The organism is Arthrobacter sp. W4I7 (genome assembly GCF_030816215.1).
Classification (GTDB): Bacteria; Actinomycetota; Actinomycetes; order Actinomycetales; family Micrococcaceae; genus Arthrobacter; species Arthrobacter siccitolerans_A.
The window spans coordinates 4,060,977-4,077,337 of record NZ_JAUSXU010000001.1; the positions used below are offsets into that span (position 1 = coordinate 4,060,977).

The 16,361-nt window shown below is 66.0% G+C and carries 12 protein-coding genes and 3 pseudogenes; 3 read left to right on the forward strand and 12 right to left on the reverse strand.

Annotated features, from left to right (window positions below; translation table 11 throughout):
- Window positions 1-20: 20 nt before the first annotated feature.
- Entirely contained in the window at window positions 21-281 is a 261-nt protein-coding gene (locus QF047_RS18420) for a hypothetical protein (protein WP_306637757.1), read from the reverse strand.
- 545 nt (window positions 282-826) lie between these two features.
- Between QF047_RS18420 and QF047_RS18425 the strand changes: the two genes are divergently transcribed.
- Window positions 827-2,437: an MFS transporter gene (locus QF047_RS18425; RefSeq protein WP_306637756.1), complete on the forward strand. Its 1,611-nt coding sequence runs from the start codon at window positions 827-829 to the stop codon at window positions 2,435-2,437.
- A 220-nt stretch (window positions 2,438-2,657) separates the two neighbouring features.
- A complete protein-coding gene (locus QF047_RS18430) occupies window positions 2,658-3,749 on the forward strand; it encodes an FUSC family protein (RefSeq protein WP_307280017.1) in 1,092 nt (363 codons plus the stop codon).
- On the opposite strand, the pseudogene QF047_RS18435 reads toward QF047_RS18430, so the two are convergent.
- The 5 genes and pseudogenes from QF047_RS18435 to QF047_RS18455 form a co-directional block, all read right to left on the reverse strand.
- Window positions 3,699-4,491 (reverse strand): annotated as a pseudogene (locus QF047_RS18435) (SDR family NAD(P)-dependent oxidoreductase). The gene QF047_RS18430 and the pseudogene QF047_RS18435 sit on opposite strands and share 51 nt — an antisense overlap.
- Window positions 4,492-4,500: 9 nt before the next feature.
- Complete coding sequence (locus tag QF047_RS18440) at window positions 4,501-6,411, reverse strand: IucA/IucC family siderophore biosynthesis protein (protein ID WP_307280020.1); 1,911 nt, start codon at window positions 6,409-6,411, stop codon at window positions 4,501-4,503.
- Entirely contained in the window at window positions 6,408-7,013 is a 606-nt protein-coding gene (locus QF047_RS18445; RefSeq protein WP_307280023.1) for a GNAT family N-acetyltransferase, read from the reverse strand. Before QF047_RS18445 ends, QF047_RS18440 begins: the two co-directional genes overlap by 4 nt.
- Entirely contained in the window at window positions 7,010-8,419 is a 1,410-nt protein-coding gene (locus QF047_RS18450; protein ID WP_307280026.1) for a lysine N(6)-hydroxylase/L-ornithine N(5)-oxygenase family protein, read from the reverse strand. Before QF047_RS18450 ends, QF047_RS18445 begins: the two co-directional genes overlap by 4 nt.
- Window positions 8,416-10,012: pseudogene (locus tag QF047_RS18455) on the reverse strand (aspartate aminotransferase family protein). Before QF047_RS18455 ends, QF047_RS18450 begins: the two are co-directional and overlap by 4 nt.
- A 498-nt stretch (window positions 10,013-10,510) precedes the next feature.
- Between QF047_RS18455 and QF047_RS18460 the strand changes: the two are divergent.
- A complete protein-coding gene (locus QF047_RS18460) occupies window positions 10,511-10,852 on the forward strand; it encodes a hypothetical protein (RefSeq protein WP_307280029.1) in 342 nt (113 codons plus the stop codon).
- A gap of 73 nt (window positions 10,853-10,925) precedes the next feature.
- On the opposite strand, the gene QF047_RS18465 is transcribed toward QF047_RS18460, so the two are convergent.
- The 6 genes and pseudogenes from QF047_RS18465 to QF047_RS18490 all read right to left on the reverse strand — a co-directional run bounded on the left by QF047_RS18465 (window position 10,926) and on the right by QF047_RS18490 (window position 16,329).
- The gene (locus QF047_RS18465; RefSeq protein ID WP_307280032.1) at window positions 10,926-11,885 is read right to left on the reverse strand and encodes an NAD(P)/FAD-dependent oxidoreductase; all 960 of its coding nucleotides are present in this window, start codon (window positions 11,883-11,885) and stop codon (window positions 10,926-10,928) included.
- Window positions 11,886-12,058: 173 nt separating this feature from the next.
- Window positions 12,059-12,412: a GNAT family N-acetyltransferase gene (locus QF047_RS18470; RefSeq protein WP_307280035.1), complete on the reverse strand. Its 354-nt coding sequence runs from the start codon at window positions 12,410-12,412 to the stop codon at window positions 12,059-12,061.
- 90 nt (window positions 12,413-12,502) lie between these two features.
- The gene (locus QF047_RS18475; protein WP_307280038.1) at window positions 12,503-12,910 is read right to left on the reverse strand and encodes a DUF1304 domain-containing protein; all 408 of its coding nucleotides are present in this window, start codon (window positions 12,908-12,910) and stop codon (window positions 12,503-12,505) included.
- Between the two features lie 35 nt (window positions 12,911-12,945).
- Entirely contained in the window at window positions 12,946-13,797 is an 852-nt protein-coding gene (locus QF047_RS18480) for a class II fructose-bisphosphate aldolase (RefSeq protein WP_307280040.1), read from the reverse strand.
- Window positions 13,797-15,263, reverse strand: a complete 1,467-nt coding sequence (locus QF047_RS18485) for a GntP family transporter (RefSeq protein ID WP_307280041.1) — start codon at window positions 15,261-15,263, stop codon at window positions 13,797-13,799. Before QF047_RS18485 ends, QF047_RS18480 begins: the two co-directional genes overlap by 1 nt.
- A gap of 165 nt (window positions 15,264-15,428) precedes the next feature.
- Window positions 15,429-16,329 (reverse strand): annotated as a pseudogene (locus tag QF047_RS18490) (NAD(P)-dependent oxidoreductase).
- Between the last annotated feature and the right edge of the window lie 32 nt (window positions 16,330-16,361).

Sequence of the window (16,361 nt, forward strand, 5' to 3'; positions counted from 1 at the left end):
AGGTTCTGTTCCAGCGAAGCCTATGACGAGTGCGGCATCTGTGGCCGGCTGGTTCGGTGCACGGCCGTCACGGCTGCCGCCTGCCCCATGCGGCCCTGGCCCGGGCCGCGTTCCTTGGGATGCCGCCGCTTCGCGCTGCCATCCGGCCAGGTGCCCGATCCGCCCGCACCCATGGAGGAGGCAGGAGCTGCAACCCCTGGCATATCCGGTGCTTTCATTGCCTCCGCCAGATGCGCCGCGACCTCAGGCGCCAGTTTCTTTCCACTGATTTCGTCAGCCATTTTGTTCTTCCTTTCCACGATGAAACGAAGTGCTACCAAAGAAAGACCCTTCAAGGCCTTTTCGCGACTGTTGGGTGGCCGGGAATGGCCTGGCCGCAGGCGCCCGCCTACCCGAAAGTGAGTGTTCCCATGGCACAACCATAGGGAAGCAGCGGGCACCTGTGAACCCCCACAACCGCGGTGCAAAGAAATCACCAATGCAACGAACGAGGGGGCCCTGTCCGCCCGGGCGGGACGCCTTCGGAAGAGCGCCCGAAAGCCGTGAGCGGCGTCACTATTTGCGGCTGCGGGCGCGGCGAAAGCGGTTGCAGGGGGCACAATCGCGAAAAAATTCGGTAACGATTGCGCCAACTTCCCGTTCCCTGTGCTGGCGCGGGAAAAACAGGGAAAAGAAATCCGCGAAACCGGGATGAAAGGTGCCGAAAAGGGTTGATCCTACGGCATAAAACCGGCGGGCGCTATGGGATTCGCGTAAAATTGAAGGCCTGCCCGGAGCGGGGCAGCTACAAGTCGCAAGCAAATGACCCTCCACAGGAGTTGCCCAAATGCCCACAGACCGAAGCATCACCGACTCTTCCGCAGGCATGTACAGCGCCTCCGGAACCAACCCGGCTACACCCCCCGGCACCCCATCCGCGGCTGCCACAGCACCACGGAAACCCAAAAAACTGGGGCGCCGCCGGCTCAAGGAGTCGGACGTCAACGTGGTGAACCAGCCCATGCTCAAGAAGGCACTGGGCGGAACCATCGTTGGCAACACCATGGAGTGGTACGACGTAGGCGTGTTCGGCTACCTCATCACCACCATGGGACCGGTCTTCCTGCCGGAATCGGATCCCACCACGCAAACGCTGTTCCTGCTCGGAACTTTCGCCGCCACCTTCATCGCCCGTCCCCTCGGCGGCGTCATCTTCGGCTGGCTTGGCGACAAGATGGGCCGCCAAAAGATTTTGGCCACCACGCTGATGATCATGGCGGCGAGCACGTTCGCCATCGGGCTCCTGCCCGGCTACGCGCAGATCGGGCTGTGGGCCGCCGGCCTGCTGGTGCTCCTGAAGGTCATCCAAGGCTTCTCCACCGGCGGTGAATATGCAGGCGCCACCACCTTCGTCAGCGAGTACGCCCCGGACAAGCGCCGCGGATTCTTCGCAAGCTTCCTGGACATGGGCAGCTACCTCGGCTTCGCCCTCGGCGCCGCGCTGGTGTCCGCGCTTCAGTTGACCCTGGGCCAGGGCGTTATGGAGGAATGGGGCTGGCGCATCCCGTTCCTGGTGGCCGGTCCGCTGGGCCTGATCGCCATCTACTTCCGGAGCAAGATCGAAGAGTCCCCCCAATTCCAGGCCACCCTGGATGCGCAGGAGGACCTCGCCAAGCATGCCGCCTCTTCCGATGAGGCAACGGCCAAGGGCCCAGTAGGAATCGTGAAGGCCTACTGGCGCTCGCTCATCGTAGCCATGGTCCTGGTGGCCGCTGCCAATACCGCCGGCTACGCCCTGACCTCCTATATGCCCACCTACCTCACCGAGTCCAAGGGCTACGACGAGGTGCACGGCACCCTGCTGACCATCCCCGTCCTGGTGGTGATGAGCCTCTGCATTCCGCTGACGGGCAAGCTGTCTGACCGCATCGGCCGCAGGCCTGTCCTGTGGATCGGTGCGCTGAGCACGGTAGTCCTGGCAGCCCCGGCGTTTATGCTGATCGGCGTCGGCGAGATCTGGTCCACGCTGGCCGGCCTTGCACTGATCGCGTTCCCGGTGACGTTCTACGTGGCTAACCTGGCCTCCGCCCTGCCGGCCCAGTTCCCCACGTCCAGCCGCTACGGTGCCATGGGCATTGCCTACAACTTCTCAGTGGCGATTTTCGGGGGCACCACCCCCTTCATCGTGGCAGCCCTGATCAGCGCCACCGGCAACGACATGATGCCTGCCTACTACCTCATGGCCACCTCGCTGGTGGGTGCCGTGGCCATCTACTTCCTGAAGGAATCAGCCCAGCGGCCGCTGCCCGGCTCCATGCCCAGCGTGGACACCCAGGCGGAGGCGCGCGAACTGGTAGCCACCCAGGACGAGAACCCGCTGATCGACCTGGACGAGCTCCCGTTCGAGACCCAGGACATCACCGATTCAAGTGCCGAAAAGGTGCCCGCCCAGGTTTAGATGTTCCTGGCCGGCAGAATCCGGACCGGGCAGACCCAGCAGCCCACGCTCCCAAGGCCCGTCCTGCGCAGCTTCCACGAAAAGCGCCGGGCGGGCCTTTGCCGCGCCGAGGTCGTTTTGTTTCCCCATGTCACGTCAGGAAATGCTTTCAGGCCGGGCCCGGTGATACCTTCCAAAGGGACCTTATGGGGATCCGGGATACAGGCAGGGATGGTGCGGCATGAAGCTTCTGATGGAGCAGGTGCGCGCCCTTCACCGGCTGGAACCGGCAAACCGCGACCACCTCGCCGCCCTGCGCGTGGCCATCAGCGTCGCCGTCCCGTCACTCCTCCTCCTGGCCGCCGGCAGGACCGACCTCATCATGTATGCCGTGTTCGGCGCCCTGACCGGGATGTACGGGCGCTCGGAACCGCACCAGCTCCGCTTCCTGCACCAGTGCCAGGCCGCTGTGGTGCTGTTGGGCGGAGTGACTGCAGGCCTCTTGCTGTCCGTCAACCACCTCCAGTCCTGGTGGCTCGTCGCCGTCGAAGCGGTTCTGGCCGGTGTGGGATCGGTTTTCGCCGACCGGGTGCGGCTCAAGCCAAACGGGCCGTTCTTTGGCATCCTGGCGCTGGGGGCCTGCGCCTCGGTACCCGTTGTGGTTCCCTTGCAGGTGGCTCTGCTCATTGCGGCGGGGTCCGCCGCCTTTTCCATTCTGGTGGGTTTCGCCGGCTGGGTCCGCCGCAGGTCCTGGCAGCGGGGCGCCGCCAGGAGCAGGCCCGCCCTGCAGGCCGCCGGCCGCAAAGAACTGCTGGTGCACGCAGCCCGTTACGTGCTCGCGGTCGGGGCTGCCGGTACGGTGGGGGTCCTCAGCGGCAGCGGCCACCCGCATTGGGCCATGGCCGCCGCAGCCGTTCCGCTTGCCGGCGCCGACCTGCCGAGCAGCGTCCGGCGGGGCATCCACCGCATCGTCGGAACGTTCGTGGGGTTGGCGGTCACCGGCGTCGTACTTATTCCCGGGCCCTGGACCCTGGCGGGACTGCTTCCCGGGCAGCAGGCGCTGGTCCTGGCACTGCTCGTCATCCTGTTCCAGTTCACCACAGAGCTGTTTATGGCCCGCCACTATGGCTTCGCGATGGTTTCCTTTACGCCGGTGATCCTGCTGATGACCCAGCTTGCCGCCCCGATCGACCCCGCGGTCCTGATCCTGGAACGCGGCGTGGAGACCCTGGTGGGCGCACTCATGGGTATCGCAGTGGTGGTGGGGGTGCGGCGGTCAGGTTCACGGACCGTTGCTGCCCTCCTTGGGCGTTCGCGGAGGGCCCGCCACTAGTTTCGCCGGGGCTATCCGCGCCATCGCAGCCACCAGTTTGTAGCGTTTAGTGGGGATGGAAACGGCTTTGCCCCTGTCATTGTCCGCCAGCCCTTCCCGGACAACGCGCCCCGGACGCAACCAGGTCCATGATGGAGCCACGGACTTGTCCATGCCCATGCGGTCATGGAATTCCGTATGGACAAAGCCAGGGCAGACCGCCGTAACTTTCACGCCCCCGCGCACCGTAGGCCAGGTTGGCCCACCGGCTGAAGCTCACCATCCACGCCTTCGCTGCGGAATACGTGCCCCTGGGCAGGAACGCGGCAATGCTGGCCACGTTGATGATCCGTCCCTCGCCACGGTCCAGCATGCCCTTCAGAGCGGCGTGGGCCAGCACCATGGACGTTTCCACATGCAGCTTCAGGTGCAGTTGCTCCTCGGCGATGGGGTTGTCCTCGAAGTTGTGCAGGAGCCCGATGCCGGCGTTGTTGACCAGGATCCCTACCGGCCGTTCCGGATCGGACAGGCGTCCGACGACGGCGGCTACTCCGTCGTCGGACGTCAGGTCCGCGGGCAGCACCTCCGCCGTGATCCCGTAGCGCCGCTCCAGGCCCGCCGCGGTTTCCTCGAGACGGGCCCGGTTCCGCGCCACCAGCACCAGGTTGCAGCCTTGCGCAGCGAGCTGGCGGGCGAACTCTGCGCCAAGGCCTGCACTGGCCCCAGTGACCAGGGCTGTGGTTCCGGAGATATCTGACGTCATGGTGCCAGCCTAGCCACGTCCCTTCGCCTTTTCCCGGGTTTCTTCCTGCCCGTTGCCTTGCCCCGCGAACCTTGCAAGAGGGTTCGCGAGCCGCCCGGCCGTCTGCAGGCCGCCCGATGGATCGGTGAGGTCCAGCATCTGCTGGTTGTTGCGCAGCTGGAGGCGGTTAAGGCAGGACAGTTCAAAGTCGGGGGCGAACAGGTTGTGGCGGGAGAACTGGGCGGCAAGCTCCCGGTGCTGCCCCTGGTAGTCGCTGATGCTGGCGGCCGCGGTGCGCCAGAACTCCTCCTGGCTAAGCTTGCCGTCCTCCTCCAGCAGCGCGGCGAGGAAGCGGAAGATGCAGTCGAAAACGTCCGTGAAGATGGCCAGTACCTTCTCCCCGTCCGGGATGGCCGCCTTGATCCGGGACACCCCTTCCGGAAGGTCCAGCCTGTCCCCCATCACCACAATTTCCTCGGCGATATCCTTCATGATGGCCCGCACCGGCGCGCCGTCCTCGAGGACGAGGATCACGTTCTCGCCGTGCGGCATAAAGGCCAGCTCGTACTTGTACAGGCAGTGCACCAGCGGCACCAGGTAGGCCTCGAAATACCGGCGCAGCCAGTCCTCCGTGGCCAGCCCGGAGCGCTCGATCAGTGCAGAGACCATGGGTTTTCCCCCGGCATCCACGTGCAGGAGCGAGGCCATGGTGGACAGTTGCTGTCCGTCCTGCAGCAGCGGAAGGGGACTTTCGCGCCAGAGGGCGGAAAGCATCTTCCGGTACGGTGAACCGCTGGGAGAGGCGGCCTCGTAGTACCCGTTGTGGTAGCCGATCGCGGCGAGCTCGCCGATCATGGTGAACCCGCGGCCTTGAAGTGCGTCGTCTGATTCGATCAGGTCCCGCAGCCAGTCGTTGATGGCCGGTGTGGCCTTCATGTACTGCGGCGACAGCCCCCGCATAAAGCCCATGTTCAACACGGACATGGCGGTCTTAACGTAGTGCCGGGCCGGGTCACTGGTGTTGAAGAAGGTCCGGATGGACTGCTGCGCCTGGTAACTGTCCCTCCCGGTACCCAGGTACACAATCCGCTGCCGTGCGATCTCCGCCGCAAACGTCACGGTCAGCTTGTTCTCCCACTGCCACGGATGAACAGGCATCAGGTAGTACTGGTCCGGGTCGAGGCCCTGCAGCCGCAACTCAGCGTCGAAACCGCCCAGCAGCGGACCCAGCTCAGAGTCCAGGTGGGCCCGGTAATCGAGCCCTTCAGTTGCGGTGAAGACAGCGCGGCTCCGGTGTACGGCGATCCACTCCAGCTGCACCGGGGCGCCGGTCTCCGGCGCGAAGGCGTGGTAGTCGGTGATACCGAAGCCGAGGCGCCCGTTGTTGGCCACAAAACAGGGGTGGCCTTCGGTCATGCTGCGCTCTATCGCCTGGAAGTCCACGGCCGGGTTCCGGCCGCCGGTGACTCCGGCCGCCAGTTCCGCGGCCGAGGGCTGGCCGGCCCACTGCTTGTAAGCGTGGCTTGCCAGGGTGCTGCTGACCTCTTCGAGGTAGACCGGGAGCATCTGGAGGTTGATGCCCAGGGTGCCGTGGAACGCCGTGATGAACTCCAGCACGTCCAGCGCCGCTTCGGTGCCGTCCTGGAAGCAGCGGATGGAACCGGCGTCGATGGACCAGTGCTCAAGTTCCAGGACCCTGGCGTCGAAGCAGTACTCGTGCGTGCCATCGTCGCTGCGCACCCGGTAGGCGGCGGCACCTGCACCCGTGCGGGACATGGTCTCCGGCGTGATGATCCGTTCGTGGGAGAACTCGGCGAGCGCCTTGCGGAGCAGGTGCCGGTTCGCGTTGTCCCACCGGTCGCCGTCGAGGTGGGGTGCGGCATTCGCGGTGGCTGCGGTGGCACTGCGGGCAGGTACGGCGGAATCGAGGTGGACTGTCACAGTGAGGCTCCCTGTGTGTTGGGTGTGGAAAGCGTGTTGGGTGTGGAAAGCGTGTTTGGTGTGGAAAGCGTGTCGAGTGCCGCGCGGGCGGCCAGGTAGTCGGAGTGGCTGCAGAAGCTCAGCAGCGCGTCCTTGTCCGGGAGCTTGACCATCCCGGCAGGCTGGAATCCCAGCCGTTCATTCAGTGCGTGGATGCTGGTGTTCCTGGCGTCCGGCTCCACCACAATCCGCTCCACCCCCGGCTTGGCGAACAGCCGGTCCAGGACCGCGTCCATCACAGCCGTGGTGTAGCCGGGCACCGGAGCGTTCGACGGCGGCGCTACCAGCAGGTGCATCCCCAGGTCCCCGGGGAGGACCGGGTACACCGCAGCGAGCGGCGAGGACGCAGGAAGGTACTCCTCCATCAGGAAGGCGGGGACGCCGTCGTCGAGCCCCAGCAACGCATGGTGGTGGCCGGTGGCCTGGATTTTCGCGTACTCCTCCACCACGTCCTCAACGCTGGCGGACAGCATGCCCCAGAACGCGGCGTAGGGCCGGGTCACCCAGCTGTGGAGGAGCGGCGCATCGGACCGTGGGTCAAGGCAGCGGAAGGTGAAGCTCATGCCGGCACCCCTGCCGCGGAGTCTGCCGATGCGCCGATGTCCGCCGCTGTACTGAAGTCCGCCGGCGCGGTGATGCCCGCTGCATCGATGTCCGGCGGCGCCCCGAACTGCTGGAACGCGATGCTTCGCTCCACGGGGTACACCTCGCGGCCGGTGATTTCCCGGAGGATGCAGGAGTTGCGGTACGCTCCCATGCCCAGGTCCGGGGTGACGAAGCCGTGGGTATGCAGCTCGGCATTCTGGACGAAGATGTCGCCAGGTTCCACGCCGGTGCTGTAGTTCCGGTCCACGGCGAACCTGCCGGCGCTGTCCCGGGCGATCCGGTCCTGGATGCCGGCCAGGAATTCAGGTTGCCGGTAGCCGTAGCCGGTGGCCAGTACCACGGCTTCGCTCACCAGGGTGTAAGACCTCCCCTGCTCCCCGTGCTCAAAGTGCAGGGTATGGGTGCCGGCGTCGGGGTCCCACCGGGCGGCGGTCAGGGTGGAGTGGGTCAGCAGCTGCGTGTCCACCATGCCGGAGATGCTCCTGGTGTAGAGCAGATCGTAGATGGCGTCGATCAGGTCCGAGTTGATGCCCTTGTAGAGGTTTTTCTGGGTCTTGTTCAGCGAGTCGCGCTGGTGCTGCGGGAGTCCGTGGAAGTAGTCCACGTACTCGGGCGAGGTCATCTCAAGGGTCAGCTTGGTGTATTCCAGCGGGAAGAACCGGCCGGAGCGGGTCACCCAGTTCAGCTGGTAGCCGTGGGCGTCCGATTCCTGCAGCAGCTCGTAGTAGATCTCCGCGGCGCTCTGGCCGCTGCCCAGGATGGTGATGCTGCGCTGCTGCTGGAGTTCCGCCTTCCGTGCCAGGTAGCCGGCATTGTGGAGGACCAGTCCCCCGCGGCCTCCAGCTGCGTCCGCCATAATTCCTGCTGCGGCCTCCGGCACGTACGGGGAGGTGCCGGTGCCCAGCACCAGCCGCCGCGCCAGCAGTACCTCGGGCCCTTCCGGACCCGAGACGGACAGCCGGTACACGCCGTCGTCGTGCGTTATCTCCAGCACAGCTGTGCCAAAACGGACGGCGGGCAACTGCCCCGCCACCCACTGGCAGTACTGGTTGTACTCGGCCCGCAAAGGGTAGAAGTTCTCGCGGATATAGAAGCGGTACAGCCTGCCGGTCTGCTTAAGGAAGTTCAGGAAGGAGTATGGCGAGGTGGGGTCGGCCAGGGTGACGAGGTCCGCCATGAAGGGCACCTGCAGGTGGGCCGGTTCCAGCATCATGCCGGGGTGCCAGTCGAAGGATGCGCGCTGTTCCAGGAAGACGCCGTCCAGGCCGTCCACCGGCTCGGCGAGTGCGGCCAGGCCCAGGTTGAAGGGCCCGACACCGATGGCTGCGAAGTCGTAGGTCCTGCCGGAGGTGGGGATGCTCATGCGGATACCTTGCTTTCGAGCAGTCCGGCGCCCCTGCGGCGAAGGAGGGTGATGATCCCGGAGATGTCCTCGAGGGTGGCTTCGGCGTTGAGGAGGGTGAACTTCAGGTAGTGGCGGCCTCTCACCTTCGTGCCGGCAACCACTGCTTCTCCGGAAGCGAAGACTGCGGCGCGGAGGGCAGGGTTGAGGACGTCTGCCGCGTCCTCGGAGAGGCGTCCGCCATCCTCCAGCCGGGGCCGGTACCGGAATACCAGGGTGGACAGCTGCGGCGGTGCGGCCAGTTCGAAGTCTTCGTCGGCAGCGAGGAGCGTGCCCACACGGGCAGCGAGGTCGATCGCCTCGTCGAACAAGGCACCGATGGCGTCCGCGCCCATGATCCGCAGGGTGAGCCACAACTTCAATGCGTCGAACCGGCGGGTGGTCTGGATACTCTTGTCCACCTGGTTGGGAATTTCGGCCAGTGCTGCGCTTTCCGGGTTGAGGTAATCGGCGTAGTAGGTGATGTGGCGCAACATGGCCTTGTCCCGGACCAGCAGGGCGCTGGAGCTCACCGGCTGGAAGAACGTCTTGTGGAAGTCCACGGTGACCGAGTCCGCGAGCCTGGTTCCGTCCAGGAGGTGCCGGTAGCGGCCCGAGACCATCAGGCCGCCACCGTACGCGGCATCGATGTGGAACCAGGCGCCATAGGCGCTGGACAATGCGGCGAGCTCTGCGAGCGGGTCCACCGCGCCGAAGTCGGTGGTGCCTGCGGTGGCCACCACTGCCATGGGGGTCAGCCCGGCGCCACGCGCTTCCGCCATGGCTTCGGCGAGGGCGGCCGGATCCATCCGGTGGTCATCCATGCAGTGGACGGTGACAACGGCGTCGAATCCCAGCCCGAGCATTGATGCCGATTTTTGGATGCTGAAGTGGCTGTCTTCGGAGGTGAAGATCCGCAGCGTATCCAGCAGGGCCGGCAACCGAAGTCCCGAGCGCGCCGGTTCCTGGCGGAGGCCGGTCACGGCGTGGTTGCGGGCGATCAGCAGGGCCTGGAGATTGGACTGGCTGCGCGCCGGAGGTGAAGATGCCGTCGGCGGCGTCGCCCAGGTTCAGCCGGGCGGCGGCCCAGTCGATGAGGCGCCGCTCGATCATGGTGGCCCCGGCGCTCTGGTCCCAGGTGTCCAGTGAGGAGTTCACCGCGGACAGGACGGCCTCACCCACCAGCGCCGGAATCACCACGGGGCAGTTCAGGTGGCCGGCGTACTTGGCATCGTGGAAGTAGACGGCGTCGCGCAGGTAGACATCTTCGAGTTCCTGCAGCGCTGCTGCCGTGTCCGGCAGGGGCGTTTCCAGGTCCACCGCTGCCACCCGGGCCTTCAGCTCCGAAGGCCCGACGCCGGTGAAGGGCCGGGTGGTCCGCTCCAGTTTGGTGGCCACGGCCGTGACGCCCTGCAGCACCTGCGCTACGTAGCGGGGCGAATTGCGCGCGTTGAGCAGGTGGTTGCTGGCCGCGAGCGCGAGCTCCACCCGGGAGCCGAAATCCTGGCCGAGGGCATCCTGGCCCCCTCGCGGTTCATCCACTTCTAACTCATCAAGGCGGGGCATCAGCGGCACTGGTTGTCCTTCGGTCGGCGTTTCAGGGAATTTGCAAAGGTAAGCCTTACTTAGGTCAGCCTTTTAATCAAACTTTCGTGATGTATTTATCCAGTGCCTCGGAATTTCGCTAGATTACGCCTCCTGCCGGCGTCATTGACTGGCGGCCCACGCCCTTCTCGTGCAAAATACTCCGCCGCTACGGGCTCATGAGGGCCAAAAGGGGGGCGGCGCAGCGAGGGCTAGGGCTGGGGGTACGGGCAGTCAGCCCCGCATGCGGCATTGAGCGGGGTCATCGGGATTATTGGGCTGCTGTTCTGGCACGCACGCCAGTGGCAGCGGATGCGCGCCCGGGCTCTTTAGGCCTCATCCAGGCCCTGTCGGTGTGACCTGCGAAACACGCGGATTTGTTTGGAGATAGTAAGCATGCTTTGCTTATGGGGTAAGTGAACCTCCGCAAGCAGTCGCGGCGGGCCTGCCAACGCCGGCAGGACCGTAAGAAGCCCAAGGACGAACATCATGACCACCGTTAGAGAAGACCAGCTCCCGGCTCCCATGGGAACGGCAGCAGCAGGAGCTCCCGTGAGCTCGATCCGTCCTGCAGACATGGCATTGCTGGAAACGCTGAGTTCAAAAGTGCATTGCCGGACCCCGATGAAGCGCGTGGATCCGGACGAGACCCCGCTCTTCCAGCCGGTGCGGGTGGACGGCGCCATGGTGATTCCCGTCGGAGCCGGCTCCTCACACGCCGCCGGTCCCTCACGCACCAGCCCGTCAGCCGACAGCGTGGAAACCTACCGCTGCGCCTGCGGCTTCACCATCGATGTGCCTGTGGCAACGGCACACGCCCTGGCCAGCTGACCCACCCCTGGCCGGTATGTCCGTGTGGCCAGCCAAGGCGGCCAGCCCCCCATACACGGGCTGGCCGGCCCGGCTAACGTGCGGGAACCCTGGCAGCCTCCACCGCCAGCCGGGTATCTTCCAGCACCAGGTCCGCATTGATGGCTTCGGCGGCTTTCAGCCCGGCGGCCGCCGCCGTCACCACCTGGGCTGAAACATCCGTGGCATTCCCCGCGGCCCACACTCCAGGGCAAGCGGTTAACCCCGATTCGTCAGTTTCCAGGCGGGTGCCCGGCCCCTCCTCAAGGCCGTCCGGTTCCAGCCCGAGGGTCTCTAGCATGTTCGCCCTGCTCACAGTGGCGGGGCTCACTACCAGCACTTCCAGCGGTACAGCAGAACCGTCGTCGAGCGTGACCGCCTGGAGCGTGTCTTCCTGAACCACCAGCCCGCACACCGTGCCATCGGCCACCTTCACGGACCGGGCGTCCAACTGTTCTCTTTGACCCGGGCTGAGCGTCAGTTCACTGTTGAGCAGGAGGGTCACATCGTGGCTCCACTGCCGGAAGGTCAGGGCCTGGAGCACGGCGTGGGAATCCGAAGCCAGTATCCCCACTTTTCGGTTCCGGATCTCCCATCCGTGGCAGTAGGGGCAATAAAGGACGTCCCGGCCCCATCGCTCGCGCAGGCCGGGCAGGTCCGGAAGCTCGTCCTCGGTCCCCGACGTGATCAGCAGCCGGCGGGCAGAACACGTCGAGCCATCCTCGAGCGAGAGGACAAAGTTCCCCCCGTCACGGCGGGCGGACGCCACACGGCCGGCCGCCGCCGTCCCGCCATAGCGCTCCAATTCTTCGCGTCCCGCGGCAAGGAACTCCTTGGGACTCATTCCCTCCCGCGTCAGGAAACCATGCACCCCCTCCGCCCGGAGGTTCCGCTGCCCGCCTGCGTCAACCAGCAGGACCGGGCGCAATGCCCTGGCCAGGGCAACCCCCGCACTCAGCCCTGCGGGGCCGCCGCCGATAACAGCAACGTCGAACAGTTGCTCCATTTGGTTCATCCGGATTCCTTCCCGGTGTCTGCGCAGCACTCCAGGAAGCCTGCGCATTCACGATGCCCGCGCCTTCTGCAAGACCGCGCTGAGAAGGAATTACCCGGCGCGGCCGCACCCTAACGCGCAACCCGGGTCAGGGCAGGAATGCAGGCAAGAAGGAATCAGCTACCGGCGCCGGATCAAGCTCCTAAACCGGTGCTGGCCGGCCTCTCCGGCCAGTCGACGCACTGCTCATAGCCCTCGTGCTTGCGCAGGTAGGCTGAGATGAACGGGCAGTGCGGGATGATCCGTTTTCCTGCTGCCACCACATCATCCAGCGCAAAGTGGGCGAGGACCTTGCCCAGGCCCTGGCCTTCAAAATCCGGCGACGTTTCGGTGTGGCTGAAGTCGATATGGCCGGGCAGGTCCCGGTAGAAGGACTGGACGGCCAGTTTGCCGCCCACCAGCAGCTCGTACCGGTGCTGCGCGTCATTGCGCCTCAGCGTGACGTCGGCGGTGAACTTATCCTCGGTGGACATCATGTTCTCGGTCATGGTTCGACACTGGCACTACTTCACCCTGCTGGCAATGCCCCGGCACCCCCTCCTGCGGTGGTTCGGGATTAAGGAGGGGGCTGTGCGGCGTCAGGACATGAGGAGGGCCAAAATGCCCAGTACGACGGCGAGCAGCGGCGTGGTGCCTTGGGTGGCGGCAGCACGGAGGTACTTCCTGCCGGTTACGGCCAGGACTGCGGCGGCCAGCAGCATGGATCCACAGCAGCTGAAGACAAGGGTCCAGCCCGCCACAAACGGGGCTGATCCGTCACGTCCCAGTGCCACGCAGCCAACGCCGATGAGGGCCCCGATAGCCAGGAACAGATTGTAGAAGCCCTGGTTGTACGCGAGCGGCCTGGTGGTTTCGGCGTCGGCCTGGGAACCCACACCGAAACGCTTCCAGGTTGCCGGCCTGGTCCAGGTGACTGACTCCATGGTGAAGATGTAGACGTGCAGCGCGGCTGCCAGGAAGGCAAAAAAGAGGGAGGCCAGGATCATTGCTTGATCCTAGCCTCCCCCTTCGGGAGTGAGCGTCAGCGGGTGAGCGTCGCCAGGGTGGTGCTTGCGAAGCTGCCTGCGGCCTGGTTCCAGTGGCCCAGGAGCCCCTGGAGGTTTTCGCCGTCGGACCGGTGGGCCGGCAGCTGCTCCTGCAGGGTGGCCAGGACGCCGGTGCGGAGCTCCGTGTTGAAGTTGACCTTGCCGACGTTCATGGACGCCGCCTTCACCAGCTCTTCGGCGGGAATGCCGGAGGCGCCGTGGAGCACCAGCGGAAGGTGGGTCCGCACGGCGATGTCCTGCAGGACGTCCCAGCGCAGCTGCGGCTCCCCCTTGTACTTGCCGTGGACATTTCCGACGGCGACCGCCAGCAGTTCCGCGCCGGTCCGGGACACGAAGTCCTCCACCTGCGCCGAATCCGTCAGGCCGGCCACTGACACGCCGGACTGGTCCGCGCCGAATGCCCGGTCCTCGTCTCCGGCCAGGCCGCCCAGCTCGGCTTCCAGCACCACGTCCGGTCCCAGCAGCGCACGGGCCGCCTGGACCAAGGCAATGTTGTCCTCGTACGGAAGGGACGAACCGTCGGCGAGGACGGAATCCGCCCCCGCTGTGACGGCGTCGGCCATCACTTTCAGGTCAGTTGCGTGGTCAAGCTGCACCGCGACCGGCACGGCTGCGGCGTCGGCGAGGCCCCGGAGGGCTCCGATGAGGCGCAGGCCGTTGGACGTGGCCGCCGTCTTGGGCGCGACCAGCAGGATGACGCCCCGGCCGGCTTCCTCTGCAGCGGCCACCACGGCCAGCGCCGTGGTGAAGTCGTAGCAGGTGAAGGCCGGGACGGCGGAGCCGTGCTGGAGGGCGGAAGTGACCAGGTGGTCGAGTCGGGTGCGCATCAGACGCCCAGGCCTCCCACCAGGATCCAGGCCACGAAGGTCAGGGCGAAGCCGGCCAGTCCGAGGATGGTGGTGAGGACCGTCCAGGTCTTCAGGCCGTCCGAAACGGTGAGGCCGTAGTAGCGGATCACGGTCCAGAACCCGGCGTCGGTGACGTGGGACAGGCCGAGCGCACCGAAGCCGATCGCGATGACGATCACTGCGATCTGGGCGGGGGTGTAGCCGCCTTCGGCGACGGCGGAGGTGAGCAGGCCGGTGGTGGTGACGATGGCAACGGTGGCCGAACCCTGCGCCGCACGCAGGGCCAGGGAGATCACGAAGCCCAGGGCGATGATAGGCAGGCCCAGGTGGTCCAGGGTCTGGGACAGGGCGGCCCCGATGCCTGAGGTGCGGAGCACTTCGCCGAACACGCCGCCGGCGGCAACCACCATCAGGATGGAGGCGATGGGAGGCAGTGCGCCTTCGAAGATTTCACCGGTTTCCTTCAGCGACCAGTTCCGGCGCACGGCCAGCAGGAAGAAGGACAGCGCGACGGCGACCAGCAGTGCGAAGAACGGGTTGCCGACGAACGCGGCCAGGCCGTACCAGGGGTTGTCCTTGGTGAGGGTGAGCGTGCCCAGGGTGCCGAGCAGGATCTGCACGATGGGGGCGGCGATGAGGAAGATGATCAGGCCGGGACGCGGCGGGGCGATGGCGGCGGCGCCGGGGCCGTCGTGGCCCACCTTCACCAGCGAGTCGGAGCCGAATTCTTCAACCTGGGCCTTCACGCCGGGGAGGAGCTCGTAGTCCTTACGGTTCATGATGCTGGCCACCCAGTAGGACAGGAAACCGAGGGGAACGCAGATGGCCAGGGAGATGAGCGTGATGAGCCCGATGTCCGCGCCGAAGACGCTGGCGCCGGCTACGATGCCCGGGTGCGGCGGAACTGCCACGTGGATGGAGAGCATGATGCCGGCCATGGGCAGGCCGAACTTGACCGGGTGGACCCTGGCGATCTTGGCGAAGGCGTAGACGATGGGCACCAGGACGATGACGCCCACCTCGAAAAATACGGGGATGGCCACCAGGAAGCCGACGGCGGTGAGGGCCACGGCCACGCGCCTGGCACCGAGCTTCTCGGTGAAGTGGGCGGCGAGCGACTGGACGCCGCCGGATACTTCGATCATGCGGCCCAGGACGGCACCGAGTGCGATCAGCAGCGCCACCTTGCCCATGGTGCTGCCCACGCCGTTGGCCACAACGGTGAAGACGTCCTTGAGCGGGATCTGCGCGGCGACAGCAACCAAAATGCTGACTGTGAGCAGGGCAACGAAAGCCTGGATTTTGAAGCGGATGATCATCACCAGAAGGACGGCGATGCCGACGGCTGCGATGGTCAGCAGCAGCGGGGTGCCGAGCTCCACTGCGGGTTTGATGGCTGGGGCATCAGCCGCCCGCACTATGAGCGGGCTCATAAGGTGGTTCATAACAGGTGTCTCCTTTGACGAGCCAGTCTTTCGGGAAGACGGGCGATCAGGCGCTGGTTATTTGTTTGGGGGAACGCTGGGGACTGCTGGGGAACTGCTGGGAGGTACGGCGACGGCGGAGGGGGGACCGCCGTCGTCGTACTTCTTTTAAGGGGAGTCGGATTGCTAGTTGTTGCGCTTGGTGGGGGCGACCACCTTGATGACCGCGGAGTCATCGGCGGCGGCAAGGCCCTGGGCCTGGCCAAGGAGGTAGAGCTGCTCGGCGGCGGCGGCAACCGGGGCTGCCAGGCCGGCGGCGCGGGTGGCCTTGCCCACGATGCCCATGTCCTTGACGAAGATGTCCAGGCGGGACAGCACCTCGGCGCCTTCCTCGTTGTAGGCCTCGAGGATGCGCGGGCCGCGGTTGGAGAGCATAAACGATCCGGCGGCGCCGGCTTCGAGGGCGGCCAGGGTCTTGGCCTGGTCCAGCCCGAGTGCGTCGGCGAGGGCCAAGGCTTCGGCAGCGGCAGCGATGTGGACGCCGCAGAGGAGCTGGTTGACGGTCTTGAGGGCCTGGCCGTCGCCGGGCTTATCGCCCACAACGGTCAGGGTGGAGGCCAGGAGTTCCAGGGCGGGAGCTGCCTTTTCGCGGGCCTCGGGGGAAGCACCGACGACGATCAGCAGGTCGCCTTCGCCGGCGCGCTTGGGGCCGCCGGACAGTGGGGCGATCAACGAGCTCCACGCCGTATTCGGCGAGCTTGGCCACGGTGGCCGGGATGGCCTCGGTGCCCACCGTGCTGCCGAGGATAACGACGGCGCCGCGCTCAAGCACCGAGGCCACACCGTTCTCGCCGAAGAGGACGTCGTTAAGCTGCTCGCCGTTGCGGACTGCCAGCAGCACGGCGTCGGCGCCCTTCGCGGCTTCCCGGGCGGTAGTGAAGGTGGCGATGCCGGCTTCTTCGGCGAGCTTGAGGCGGGGCTCGGCGATGTCGAAGCCGTGGACCGTCAGCTGGGACGCGAGGCGGGTGGCCATGGGCAGGCCCATGGCGCCAAGGCCCAGGACGGTGACGGTGTAATTGCTGGTCATGGTGTTCTCCATTGAATTTTGGCGGGGAATTA

Bases quoted from the DNA above. Each gene is read 5' to 3' on its own strand.
- QF047_RS18465 (WP_307280032.1), bottom strand. From the start codon at position 11,885: ATGAACCAAATGGAGCAACTGTTCGACGTTGCTGTTATCGGCGGCGGC.
- QF047_RS18420 (WP_306637757.1), bottom strand. From the start codon at position 281: ATGGCTGACGAAATCAGTGGAAAGAAACTGGCGCCTGAGGTCGCGGCG.
- QF047_RS18475 (WP_307280038.1), bottom strand. From the start codon at position 12,910: ATGATCCTGGCCTCCCTCTTTTTTGCCTTCCTGGCAGCCGCGCTGCAC.
- QF047_RS18430 (WP_307280017.1), top strand. From the start codon at position 2,658: ATGAAGCTTCTGATGGAGCAGGTGCGCGCCCTTCACCGGCTGGAACCG.
- QF047_RS18480 (WP_307280040.1), bottom strand. From the start codon at position 13,797: ATGCGCACCCGACTCGACCACCTGGTCACTTCCGCCCTCCAGCACGGC.
- QF047_RS18425 (WP_306637756.1), top strand. From the start codon at position 827: ATGCCCACAGACCGAAGCATCACCGACTCTTCCGCAGGCATGTACAGC.
- QF047_RS18485 (WP_307280041.1), bottom strand. From the start codon at position 15,263: ATGAACCACCTTATGAGCCCGCTCATAGTGCGGGCGGCTGATGCCCCA.
- QF047_RS18445 (WP_307280023.1), bottom strand. From the start codon at position 7,013: ATGAGCTTCACCTTCCGCTGCCTTGACCCACGGTCCGATGCGCCGCTC.
- QF047_RS18460 (WP_307280029.1), top strand. From the start codon at position 10,511: ATGACCACCGTTAGAGAAGACCAGCTCCCGGCTCCCATGGGAACGGCA.
- QF047_RS18450 (WP_307280026.1), bottom strand. From the start codon at position 8,419: ATGAGCATCCCCACCTCCGGCAGGACCTACGACTTCGCAGCCATCGGT.
- QF047_RS18470 (WP_307280035.1), bottom strand. From the start codon at position 12,412: ATGACCGAGAACATGATGTCCACCGAGGATAAGTTCACCGCCGACGTC.